At 67.6% G+C, this 11,991-nt stretch carries 9 protein-coding genes; all 9 read right to left on the bottom strand.

Going from position 1 to position 11,991, the window contains the following annotated elements:
* Nucleotides 1-20 precede the first annotated feature (20 nt).
* The 9 genes from HNP46_RS08450 to HNP46_RS08410 are packed head-to-tail and all read right to left on the bottom strand — an operon-like array spanning nt 21 to nt 11,973.
* Complete coding sequence (locus tag HNP46_RS08450; RefSeq protein WP_184587696.1) at nt 21-2,636, bottom strand: GH39 family glycosyl hydrolase; 2,616 nt, start codon at nt 2,634-2,636, stop codon at nt 21-23.
* Nucleotides 2,605-3,837: a glycosyltransferase family 4 protein gene (locus HNP46_RS08445; RefSeq protein WP_184587694.1), complete on the bottom strand. Its 1,233-nt coding sequence runs from the start codon at nt 3,835-3,837 to the stop codon at nt 2,605-2,607. Before HNP46_RS08445 ends, HNP46_RS08450 begins: the two co-directional genes overlap by 32 nt.
* Nucleotides 3,834-4,832 (bottom strand): glycosyltransferase, encoded by a 999-nt coding sequence (locus tag HNP46_RS08440; RefSeq protein WP_184587692.1) that lies wholly within the window; start codon nt 4,830-4,832, stop codon nt 3,834-3,836. Before HNP46_RS08440 ends, HNP46_RS08445 begins: the two co-directional genes overlap by 4 nt.
* A 43-nt stretch (nt 4,833-4,875) precedes the next feature.
* Complete coding sequence (gene rfaH, locus HNP46_RS08435) at nt 4,876-5,400, bottom strand: transcription/translation regulatory transformer protein RfaH (RefSeq protein ID WP_184587690.1); 525 nt, start codon at nt 5,398-5,400, stop codon at nt 4,876-4,878.
* Nucleotides 5,397-6,146: a WbqC family protein gene (locus HNP46_RS08430; RefSeq protein ID WP_184587688.1), complete on the bottom strand. Its 750-nt coding sequence runs from the start codon at nt 6,144-6,146 to the stop codon at nt 5,397-5,399. The genes rfaH and HNP46_RS08430 overlap by 4 nt, the downstream gene beginning before the upstream one ends.
* 27 nt (nt 6,147-6,173) lie before the next feature.
* Nucleotides 6,174-8,387, bottom strand: a complete 2,214-nt coding sequence (locus tag HNP46_RS08425) for a polysaccharide biosynthesis tyrosine autokinase (RefSeq protein ID WP_184587686.1) — start codon at nt 8,385-8,387, stop codon at nt 6,174-6,176.
* Between the two features lie 28 nt (nt 8,388-8,415).
* Nucleotides 8,416-9,345, bottom strand: a complete 930-nt coding sequence (locus tag HNP46_RS08420; protein WP_184587684.1) for a glycosyltransferase family 2 protein — start codon at nt 9,343-9,345, stop codon at nt 8,416-8,418.
* Nucleotides 9,346-9,347: 2 nt separating this feature from the next.
* Entirely contained in the window at nt 9,348-10,868 is a 1,521-nt protein-coding gene (locus HNP46_RS08415) for a lipopolysaccharide biosynthesis protein (RefSeq protein ID WP_184587682.1), read from the bottom strand.
* 10 nt (nt 10,869-10,878) lie between these two features.
* Nucleotides 10,879-11,973, bottom strand: a complete 1,095-nt coding sequence (locus HNP46_RS08410) for a DegT/DnrJ/EryC1/StrS family aminotransferase (RefSeq protein ID WP_184587680.1) — start codon at nt 11,971-11,973, stop codon at nt 10,879-10,881.
* Nucleotides 11,974-11,991 lie beyond the last annotated feature (18 nt).

The raw sequence follows: 11,991 nt of genomic DNA, 5'->3' as shown, positions 1-11,991 counted from the left end.
GGGGCGGACTCCCGGACGGCTCAGCGCAGTGACAGCTGCGCGGCGGAGGCGCTGCGCACCAGGGTGGGCGAGGCGTCGATGCGGATACTGGCCTGGCACTCGCCACCGTCCTGCGGGCAGTTCCAGGGCACCGGCCGGCCCTCGCGGCGGGCGACGCCCTCGACGCTGTCCAGGCGCCAGAGGGTGTCGCTGCTGCCGGGCTTGCTGGTGATGTTCAGGGTCTGTTCGTGGCCCAGGGTCCAGGCCACGAGGATTTCCTCGCCGGCCTTGGCGAAGCGCAGCAGGTAGACGTTCGGGTCCGGGTTCTGCTCGCGGGCGACGAAACGGTAGCGGCCGATGATGTCGGCGATGCTGGCCATGGCGTGGTAGGCCGGCTTGGGCTGGCCGCTGGCGGTGAGCAGGCCGAAGTTGTGCTCCATCTCGCGGCGGTCGATGCCGTCGTCCACCAGGTCGTACCACCAGGCGCCCTTGACGTTGGGCAGGCTGCGCAGCAGCACGTAGGCGCGCGCCAGGTAGGCCGCCTGGCGTTCGCGGCTGATGCCGCAATCGCCTTCGTGGGCCGGCCAGCTGAACTCGGTGAAGTACAGCGGCACCGGCTTGCCGGCGACTTTCTCCAGCTTCTGGTTCACGCCCTGGAACCAGTTCAGCCAGCCTTCGGGCGTGGACATCTCGCCCTCGCAGTACACCGAGGGGTGCAGGGAGATGCCGTCGACCACATCCAGCGCGCCGCCGGCGACGATGCGCTCGGCGAAGCCCTGGCGAATGCCCTTGAGGGTGACGGCACCAGCGAGCACCTTGGCCTGCGGGTCTTCCTCGCGGATCGCCTTGGCGGTGGCGCGCACCAGGGTCAGGTAGTCATCGCTGAAGTCCTTGTCGGTAGCGTTTTCCGAGTCCCATTCGTTCCACACTTCGTAGAACGCCACCTGGCCCTTGAAGCTGCGCACCAGGTAGCGCACGTAGCGCAGGTAGCCCTCGCGGGAGGCGTCGTCGCGGGGCTTGGCGTTGCCGTAGAACTGGTTCTCGTTGCCCAGGATCAGCAGCGTGCTGATGCCCAGGCTGCGGGTGCTGCGCAGCTGCGCGCGCCAGGCGGCGTCGATGGACAGCTTGCCGCGCTCACGCTCGACGCTGGACCAGTAGGCGTCGTCGCGGAACGAGACGATTCCGGCCTCGCGGGCCAGGCGATTGATGCCGTCACGGTTGCCGGCGCGGATGTTCTGGTGGGTGCTGGCGCCGACGATGAATTCCGCCGGGCCGAGGTTTTCCACCGGCGCTTCCTTGGCCAGCGCGGGCGGCGCCTGCAACAGGCTGCCGACCAGCAGTGCGCAGGCCAGCAGGCTGAGCAGCCCGCCCTGCAGGCGCAGGGTGCGCGGTGCCGGCTGCGGCGCCGGCTCGCCCGGCAGGCGCAGGGCGCGGCCGATGGCCAGGCCGAGGAACAGGCTGGGCACCTGGGATTCCAGCACGTCGCTGGTCCAGCCGATCAGCAGCACGCAGAAGGCGATACCGAGCAGCGCCCGCGCCTCCGGGCCGCGCTGGAGCTGCAGGCGCATCAGCATCGGCACGGCCATCAGGTAGAGGCCGACGCCCATCACGCCGAACAGGCACCAGAGGTAGAGCAGCGAGTTGTCCGCCACCGCCAGCTGTTCGACGCCGAAGATCGGGAAGGCCGCGTAGGCGCTGCCGGTCATGCCCAGGCCGGCGCCGCTGTAGATCCAGCCGTTGTAGTCCATCACCTTGATCAGGTTCGGCCAGGTGTTGACCAGGCGATCGACCATCGAGCCCATCAGGTTGTCGCCGGTGGCGCTGGCCAGGTATGGGTCGACATGGCCGAACACGCCGTACAGCGGCAGCGCCAGCGCCCCCAGCACCACCGCCAGGGCGGCGCAGAGGAACAGCAGGCGCTGGCGACTGATGCTCATCACCAGCAGGGCGATGACGAAGGCGCCAGCCGAGGACTTGTTGGTGGTGAGCACGATGCCCACCAGCGCGGTCAGGTAGATCAGCCCGCGCAACAGCGTCGGCAGGCGGAAGGAGCCCAGGTAGAGGCTGAAGATCACCAGCATCATCGCCAGGCTCGAGGACATCCGCGAGAAGCCGGCGATACGGTCCAGGCCATAGGCGCTCCAGGAGCGGTTGCCGCTGATCTCGACGCCGCCCATGGAGTAGCTGTAGCCCTTCCACGGCACGCTGGTCACCAGGTCCAGGGCGATGCCGGCGAGGGACGCGAGGAAGCAGAAGGCGATGATCCAGGCCACCGCCTTGCGGTGCATCTCCAGGTAGTTGCCGCAGAGCAGGCCGAACAGCAGCGGCGCGTAGATGAACACGGCGAAGAAGCCGCTCTTGAATTCCGCGCCATGCAGGCGCCCGAGCAGCAGCGAGGCCGCCGCCAGGATCAGCAGCAGCCAGAGACCGCGCTGCTGCGGGCGGGTGATCAGCTCCCAGGCCACCGCGATGACGCAGGCCACCTTGGGCAGGTAGACGATGGCCGACAGCCCGGCCTGGTCGGCGTAGAAGCGCAGCGCACCGTTGAAGGTCTCCACCAGCAGCAGCGCCAGCAGCACCCCGAGCGCCAGCAACGAGCGGTCGAAGGTGAGTCCGCGCGCCGGCTCAAAGCGTGGATACGGGGATTGCAGTTCCATGCTGGACTCCACGGGTGAGCAGGGTGTGGCGAAGGATGGCTTCGTACTCGTCGAGCATTCGCTCCACGCTGAGCATCGGCGCCACGTATTCCCGGGCGCGCGAGGCCAGGCGCTGGCGCAGCGCCGGGTCACGCACCAGGCGCTCGATGGCCGCGCCCAGGGACTCGGGCCGCTCCGGCGAACAGAGCAGGCCGTTGATCTCGTCCTGGACGATTTCCACCAGGCCGCCCATGCGCGAGGCGATCACCGGCAGGTGGTGGGCGCAGGCCTCCAGCGCCACCAGGCCGAAGGATTCCGGCGACAGGCTGGGGACCACGGCGACGTCGATCTCGGCGAAGAACTCGGCGGCCTGGCGATAGCCGACGAAGTGCACGCGCTGCGGATCGGCCAGGGACTTCAGGTGGTTCACATAGGCACTCTCGCCGCGCCCGGCGACCAGCAGCGAGGCATCCCCGGCCACCGCCTGGAACTGCTCGATCAGCCACTCCACGCCCTTGTTCGGCGTCAGCGCACCGATGAAGCCGAAGCGCAGCGGACGCCGCCCGGCGGACGCCGGCGCGGCGGGCACCGCCGCCATCGGCGAGCCGTTGTAGACCACGTGGGTCTGGCTGCCGATGAAATAGCCGGCATCGAGCAACGCGTTGAGCTGGTAGCGGCTGACGCCGACCACCGCATCGACGTCGCCCGAAGCGGCGGCGTGGGAGCGCCGCAGCAGCCCGCAGGGGGCGCATTGCTGCTCGCAGTGGCGGCCCTTGTGGAAGCGCACGCCGCGCGGGCAGGTCAGGTACTGGTCGTGGAGGATCTGCACGATGGGCAGGCCGGCGGTGCGGATCGCGTCCCAGGCGGAGATCGACCAGCCCGAGAGGTTGTGGCAGACCACCAGGTCCGGCTCGACTTCCTTCAGCACGCTTTTCAGCACGCCGCGCATGCCGCGGTTGTAACGATCCAGAGCGTGCCAGGCGAGGCGCTTGAGCGCGCCATGGTCCTGCTCGTCGAAGGGCCAGTAGAGATTGCGCAGGCCGGCGCGCAGCACCGCGATGCCGTTGACGGTCTCGCGCTGCAGGCCGGCCTGCGGCCCGGTGCACAGGACGTGGACGTCATGGCCGCGGCTGCCCAGCCCCTCGGCCATGTGCTGCAGCATGACCTCCGCCCCGCCACCGATGTGCGGGGCGTAGAGGGTGTTGAGCAGCAGCAGTCTCATAGCGGGTAGGCCCGGTTCATGCCCAGGGCGCCGGCCTCGCCGTCGCGGATCGCCTGCAGCAGCAGGGCCAGGCGGCTCTCGCGCTGGTGGCGGCGGGCGAAGAAGTGCAGCAGGCGGATGAACAGCCAGCGGTTGAAGCGGTACATCAGCGGCGAGGTGACCCACAGGTTCTTGTCGAACCAGGCCTGGTTGCGCGCGGCGTAGTAGGCGCGCAGGTCGGAGCTGCCGAGCAGGTAGGTCTCGTAGATGTTGTTGGTGCGCGCCTTGATGTTCCAGGAGTTCTCCAGGTCATCCAGGCCGGCCTCGGGCACCAGGTAGAGGTGGCCGCCCAGGGCGCCGATGCGGAAGGTGTACTCGGTGTCGTCGGCGTACAGCACCAGGTCACGGCGCGGCAGGCCGATGCGGCGGAACAGGTCGGCGTGGCCGAGCAGGCCGCCGTAGTAGGCGAACGGCAGCTCCAGCAGCGGCTGCGCCGGACGCGGCTTCGGCTTGCCCCAGGGGGTGCGGCGCCAGAGCTTGTAGGGCAGCTGGCGGACGTGGAAGCCGAAGTAGCTGGAGCGCGGCGGCGCGATGAAGCGGGTCGGCACGCCGGAGGCGACATCGGCCTGGTGGGTCGGGCGGAAACCCAGCACCGCGGTGTTGTCGCTGCCGTGGCGCAGCGCGCAGTCGATCAGCCGCTGCTTGAGCAGGGGGAAGGAGCCGGGCGTGGGCGCATTGTCGTCATCCATCAGCCAGATGAAGTCGCAGCCGCTCTTCAGCGCCGCCTCGATGCCCACCGCATAGCCATTGGCCGAGCCGGTGTTGCTGTCCAGCTCGATCACCTGCACGCGGTTGGGCCAGAGCATGAACAGCTGGTCCAGCTCCGCCACCGAGGCGTTGCTGACGACGATGGCGCGGCTGATGTCCTTCTCGCGGAAGGCGCGCGCCAGCAGTTCTTCCAGGTATTGCAGGCGATCGCCATAGGTCAGCGTCACCAGCACGGTCGATCCATTCATTGCGCCACTCCTCCCTGTCACTGATGGTTTGAGAACGGCCGCCTCAGGCGCGCCAGCCGTCGTTGCCGCCCACCGCCGACAGCTGGCTGAGCGGGACCCGGATGCGTTGTTCGCGTTGCAGCAGGTTGAGCAGGATCAGCCCGCGCTCGGTGCCGTCGTCGCAGAGGAAGATGGCTTCCACCTCGCACTCGCCGGCGCACTTCACGCGCACCGGCTGGCCCTCGCGGAAGCGGCCGGCAGGGCGCTCGGGCATGGCCGCGAGGCGCTGGCGGATGTCTTCCACCAGCTCGTCGGCCACCGCCAGCGGCTGTGCACCGAAGCTCACCAGGCGCGCGACGCCGCGGGTGGAGCGGATCGGGAACCAGTTGTCGTGCTGCTGATCCAGGCGGATGAACAGGTAGCCGGGGAACAGCGCCTGGGTGCGCCCGGCCAGGCCGAGCGTCGGGCGGAAGCAGCTGAAGCCCTGGCGCACCAGGTTCTCCTCGGCGCGCGGCTCCTGGTGCGGCTTGGTCTGGATCAGGTACCAGCGGTACTGCTGGGCCTTCTGCTCGAACGCGGTGGCACTCATGATTCGTACTCCCCGAGAAGGTCCCCGGACGGCTGCGGTCGTTCCACGGTGTAACGCCCCAGCAGGCGCTGCAGCTCGTCCGGCGGGTTGAACATCAGCACGTCGATGATCGACAGGCTGGGCACGAAATCGGCGCCGAACTGCGGATAGCTCAGCTCGTCCATGCGCAGGAAACGCAGCTCCAGTCCCTCGGCGTTGAACACCTCGGGGGTGTACAGGTGGCGGCCGCCCTCGGGGTTCAGGTAGACGTCGCCGCCGCTCTGTTTCACCGCTTCGATCAGGCGCTGGTCGCGGCCCATGTCATCCGCCAGTTCCAGCTCCGAGGCACGCACCATCGGCGTGTCGATGCCCATGTACTGGCAGATGCGGCGGATCGAGTGCTCGGCGAAGTGCGACAGGTTGCGCTCGGGGTGTTCGAGGATTTCCTCCAGCAGCGGCATCACCTGCGGGTAGCACGGCGCCCGATGGTAGGCATGGCGGATGGTGTGCAGCAGGCGCTGGTTGCTGTTGCGCATCTCCTCGCTCAGGCGCCGCTCATTGATCGCCTGGGTCTGCGAGCCCTGCTCCAGCGGGAAGCTGAACTGCCAGATGCGGCCGCCCACCAGCAGGCGGTTGCGGTTGATCCAGCCGCGCCGGGTGTACTGCAGGCTGTCGCCGAGGATGAACAGGCCGCTGGCGGCGATCAGCTGGAAGTACCCCAGGTAGGGGAACAGGTACGGCTGCATGAGGCTGACGATGTGGACCATGTCGTTACTCCTTCCCTGCCCGCGGACTCAGTCCTTGGCGTCGTAGCGATAGGCGTAGGCGCCGTAGTCGTAGGCGGCGGTGGAAGCCTTGCGTTTCACCCCGTTGAGGATCGCGCCCTGCAGGTGGATGCCGCTCTGCCCCAGGCGCCGCCGCGCAGTGTCGATCTCGCTGGCCGGGCTCTGGCCGAAGCGCGTCACCAGCAGGCTGATGCCGCACAGCCGGCCGACCAGCGCGGCGTCGGTCACCGCCAGCACCGGCGGGGTATCGACTATCACCAGGTCGTAGAGCGCCGAGGCGTCGCGCAGCAGCTGGGCGAAGTTGTCATGCATCAGCAGCTCGGACGGGTTGGGCGCGGCAAAGCCGCAGGAGATGAAGTCCAGTTCCGGCACCTCGGTGGGCAGGATCACCTCGCTCAGCGGCCGGTGCGCGGAGAGCGCGTCGGACAGGCCGTGGCGCGGGGTCAGGCCGAACACCCGGTGCAGGTAGCCCTTGCGCATGTCGGCGTCGATCAGCAGGGTGCGCTGGCCGGACTGGGCGATGATCGCCGCCAGGTTGCTGGAGACGAACGACTTGCCGGCGCCCGGCGCCGGGCTGGTGAGCATCACCACGTTGTTGCGCGCTTCGAGCAGGGCGAAATGCAGGTTGGTGCGCAGGCTGCGGATCGCCTCGTTGGCCAGGTCGCCCGGAGTCGACGACGCCAGCAGCTTGGGCGTGTGGCCGAGGATGTCGCTCTTGCGCTCCTTCTCCAGGCGCTCCTGCTGCCGCGAATAGGGGATCGCGGCGAGCACCGAAAGACCCAGCTGTTCGATCGCCTCGGGGTTCTCCACCCCACGGTAGAAAGCCTGGCGCAGGAACAGGATGCCGAGGGCGACGCAGAAGCCGAACAGGGTGGCGAGCAGCACGATTATCTTGCGCATCGGCTTGGCCGGCTGCTCGACGTTGGCCTGGGCGGTGTCGATCACGCGCACGTTGCCGATGGTGCCGGCGCGGATGATGTCCTGCTCCTGGGCCTTGTTCAGCAGGCTGGTGTAGGTCTGCCGGGTGACCTGCATGTCACGGGACAGGCGCAGCAGCTCCTGCTGGGTAGCCGGCAGTGCCTGGATGCGTTTCTGCAGCTGCGCCTTGCGGTCCTCCAGGCTGCCCATCTGCTTGTTCAGCGCCTGGTACAGCGGGTGGGTCGGGGTGTACAGGCGGTCGTACTCGGCGCGCTTGAGCTTGAGCTCGGAGAGCTGGTTGTCGATGGCCACCACCTGGTCCAGCACGCCACGGGTCTCGACGCTGATGTCGGCGGACTTGGCGGTGGTCTGGTAGGCGTTGTAGGCGGCTTCGGCCTTCTCCAGGTCCAGGCGCACCACCGGCAATTGCGAACGCAGGAACTGCAGGCGCTGGGACGCTTCGGCGGAGCTGCGTTCGACGTTCTGCAGCACGTAGAGGTGGCTGATCTTGTCGAGGATGCGGTCGGCCTGCAGCGGGTCGGGGTCTTCCAGGGTCAGGTAGATGATCCCCGAGTCCTTGCCGGCCTCGGCCACTTTAAGCAGCTTCTGGTAGTTCAGGGTGGTGGTCAGCAGGCGGTTCTTCACCAGGGTGAACTCGGTGCCGGGGCGGCCGACCAGTTCATCCACCTCGATGCTGAAGCCCTTGTCCATCACGGTCTTCTTCAGCTCGCCGCGCAGCAGCAGCTGGCCGTCGGCATTGAGCAGGTGGTAGCTGTCGCCACCGTCGGCCACCAGGGTCAGCGGCTCGCCCAGGTATTCCTCCGGCACGTCGAGGGAGAACACCTTGATCCGCTCGCCGCCCCAGGCGTAGGAGCCCAGGCCCAGCCAGGGCGCGGCAATGCTCTGCCCGGCCTCGGGGTGGTAGCGGCGCGCCAGGTAGTCACCCACCAGCGGTACGCGCTTGGGCCGGGCGACGATGTCCAGCTTCAGCAGCTCCACCGCCTTGCCCAGCACCGCGCGGGATTTCAGCAGCTCGATCTCGGTGGAGGCGATCGACACCGAGTCGGGCCGGTTGATCACCTCCGGCGTGCCGTTCAGGCCGTTCTTCTTCTGCTCGATCTGGATCATCGCGCCGGACACGTAGATCGGCGTCGCGACCACGGCGTAGAACAGCCCGAGCACGGCGAACAGGCCGGTGACGGCGATGATCATCTTCTTGTGATCGAACAGCAGGCGCAGCAGGCCGGCGACGTCGATACGGGTGTCCTGGACCGTTTCCAGGCGCGATTGGGGCATGACACTCATGGTTCTGTCCTCCCTCGAGGGGCGCGCCTCAGCGCGCCTGTACCGGGTTCAGCCGCTTGAGCAGGTTGGCGCCGTGGTGACCGATCAGCATCAGGAACGCCTGCACCTTGCGCATGGGCGAGATGGCGGCCATGGACATGCGGCAGACCTGCATCAGGAAGTACTCGTTGAGCTCCTGGTTGCCCAGGCGCTGGTAGTAGCGCGACAGGCAGTAGTAGGTGTGCAGGGTCATGTGCTGCTGGGTGCGCGCGGCCTGCATGGAGAAGATCCCGCCCTGGTGCATGCGGTAGGCCGCCGGGCGGATCTCGCCGAGGAACCGGCCCTTGCCGTAGGCGCCCAGCAGCGACCACCAGCACAGGTCGACCATGCGCGTGGTGAGCAGCTCCTCGGGCATCTCGGTGAGCACGTTGCGGAAACAGGTGGTGAGCGTGGAGATCGGCCGCGCCTGCTGCAGCTCCAGGCGGCTGGCATCGCCGCGGTACTTGCCGGTCAGCTGCTGGGGCTTGATCACGCCCGCTTCGTTGAAGGTGTAGGCGTCGTGGTAGGTGATCACGTAGTCCGGGTTCTTCTCCAGGAAGTCGACCTGGATCTGCAGCTTGCGTGGATCGGTCCAGAAGTCGTCGCCCTCGCAGTAGGCGATGTAGCGGCCGCGGGCCTTGCGGAACACCGGCAGGCCGTGGGACAGGCCCTTGGAGTACTGGTTTTCCTTGTGGAAGATCGGCTTGATGATGTGCGGATAGCGCGCCGCGTAGTCGGCGATGATCTCCGTGGTGCCGTCGGTGGAGGCGTCGTCGTTGACCAGCACCTCGATGCGGAAATCGGTGACCTGCTCCAGGAAACTGTCCAGGGTGCGGCCGATGTAGTTCACCTGGTTGTAGGCCAGGCAGACGACGCTGAGCAGGGGCCTGGGGTCTTCCGGCCAGTTGGAGAGGATCTGCAGCTCGGAGCGGATATCCATGTCTAGACACTCGGCTTGTGGGACGGTTTGAACAGGCGCAGCAAAGCCGGGGCAGAGCCCGCGCCCACGAGGAACAGGGTGATCAGGCCGCACACGGCCAGCGCCGCCAGCAGCCAGAGGCGCTCGCCGGAGCGCGCCAGCAGCGTGTAGAAAGGCTCGCTGAGGAGCAGGCCGGCGGCGCTCAGCGCTGCGATCTGCAGGGTGTCGCGCAGCCAGGTGCCCTGCAGGCCGGGAGCGAAGGTGCGGTGCACGATCACCGGCCAGATCAGGAACGACACCAGGCGCAGGCCGAACCAGCACAACGCCACGCCGAGCACGCCGTACAGGTAGGCGCTGGCGATCACCAGCGGCACGCTGACCAGGGTCGAGATGACGCTGTACCAGACGTGCAGGCGCAACTGGCCGTGGGCGTACTGCAGGTAGAACTGGAAGCTGGCCACTGCCAGCAGGCCGGAGCCGAGTACGTACCAGGCCAGGATCGGCCGGCACCAACTGGCGGCCACGGCATCGCCGCTCCAGGCCAGGACCAGGTCATGACCATGGGCGGCGATCACCGCGACCATCGGGAACAGCAGCACACAGACGAAGCGGTTCGCCTTGAGATAGAGCTGCTGCATGTCTTCGTGGCGTCCCTCGGCAGCCAGCATGGTCATGCGCGGCAGCAGCGACTGCGCCAGCGGGTTGACCAGCGTGAGGATGCCGCCGGAGATCAGCGCCACCAGGGAGAAGTAACCGTACTGTTGCAACGGCAGCAGGTTCGACAGCAGGACCTTGTCCAGCTGGGTGAGGACGATCCACAGGCAGGAAGTGAAGGACATGCCCAGGGCGAAGGGCAGCACCGGTCGTACCGTGTCCAGGCAGAAGCGCGTCAGCAGACGCACGTCCATCCACAGGTAAGCCTTGCCGCCCAGCAGCAACGCCTCGATCAGCGACACCGCGACCTGGAACTGGAAGAACACCAGCGGGTCCTGGCTGACGTGCGCCACCAGCAGCAGCCCGCCGAAATAGCGCAGGGTGGTGATGACCACGTTCACCGCGTTGATGAAGCCATGCAGCTCCTGGCCCTGCAGCGCGCTGCGGTACAGGGTGGCGTACAGGCGCAGGGCGACCAGCAGGCCCATCAGGCTGATGCACTGCGCCACCAGCGTCGGCGAAAGCTGCTGCACGTTGAGCCACTGCCCGGCGACCCAGCTGCTGCCGCCCCACACCGCCAGGCTGCTGAGAAAGGTCAGCGGCAGCAGGATCAGCTCGAAGGAACGCAGCAGGCGCGCCTGGTCCTGGCCCTCGCCATGCACGCCGCGACCGTGGGCGACCTGGCGCACCAGCGCCGGCGACAGGCCCATGTCCAGCAGCAGCAACCAGCTTTGCAGCACCGCGAAGAAGCCGATCAGGCCGTAGGCCTCGGCGCCCAGGTGGCCGAGGTAGAACGGCTGGATCAGGATGCCGATGACGATGGCGTACGCCTGCCCTGCGTAGTTGAGCAGGGTATTGCGGACCATCGACAGCGAGCGTGCGGTGCGCATGATCGTCCCCTTACACCGCGACCGCGACGCGGCCGCTTTCCAGCAGCAGCACTTCGATCACCGCGCGCTGGATTTCCTGGGGCAGGCCCGGGTACAGCGGCAGGCAGAGGATGCGCTGGCTCAGCTCGCGGGAGAGCACTTGCGGCTCCTGCGGGGCGAGGTAGTCGAGGGTGTCCAGCGACGGGTAGAAGTAGCGCCGCGGATTGACCCCGATCTCGTTCAGCGCGGTGCGCACGCGCAGTACCTGGGCCTCGTCGCGCAGGCCGATGGGGTAGTAGCTGTTGTTCAGCCGCGCGTAGCTCTCGCACACCTGCAGGTCGTAGTAGCCGCTGAGCGCGGCGGTGTAGCGGGCGGCGATCTCCTCGCGCTGGGCGAGGATGCTGTCGATCTCGTCGAGCACGCACAGACCCATGGCCGCAGAGAACTCGTTGAGCTTGGCGTTGATCCCCAGCCCGACGATCTGGTCGACCCCGGCGATGCCGAAGTTGCACATCAGGCGGATCTGCTTCGCCAGGTCATCGTCGGCGGTGACGATGGCGCCGCCTTCGATGGTGTGGAACAGCTTGGTGGCGTGGAAGCTCAGGGTGGTGGCGTCGCCCCAGGCCAGCACCGAACGGTCGCGGTAACGCGAACCGAAGGCGTGGGCGCCGTCGTAGATCACCTTCAACTGGTTGCGCTGGGCCACCGCCTGAATCTCCTCCACCGCACACGGGTTACCGAACACGTGGGTGGCGACGATAGCGGTGGTATCCGGCGCAAGGCTGGCTTCGATGCGCGCAGGGTCGAGGTTCCAGGTCCGCGCGTCGATGTCGGCGAAGCGCGGGCGGATGCTCTCCCACTGCAGCGTGCTGCTGGTGGCAACGAAGCTGAAGGGGGTGGTCACGGCACTGCCGGTCACGCCCAGGGCGCGGTAGGCGACCTGCAGGGCGATGGTGCCGTTGTTGGTGAGAATCACATGGCGCACCCCCAGGTAGTCCTGCAGGCGCTCTTCCAACTCGGTGACGAAGGGCCCGTGGTTGGTGATCCAGCCGGAGGCGTAGATCTGCTCCACGTAGCCCTTGAACTTGTCCAGGTTGCCCAGGTAGGTCTTGGTCACATTGATCACGGTCGCATCCCTCTGTTG

It is taken from the genome of Pseudomonas nitroreducens, from assembly GCF_014204515.1.
GTDB lineage: Bacteria > Pseudomonadota > Gammaproteobacteria > Pseudomonadales > Pseudomonadaceae > Pseudomonas > Pseudomonas nitritireducens_A.
This window is presented reverse-complemented; position numbering and strand designations above follow the sequence as displayed.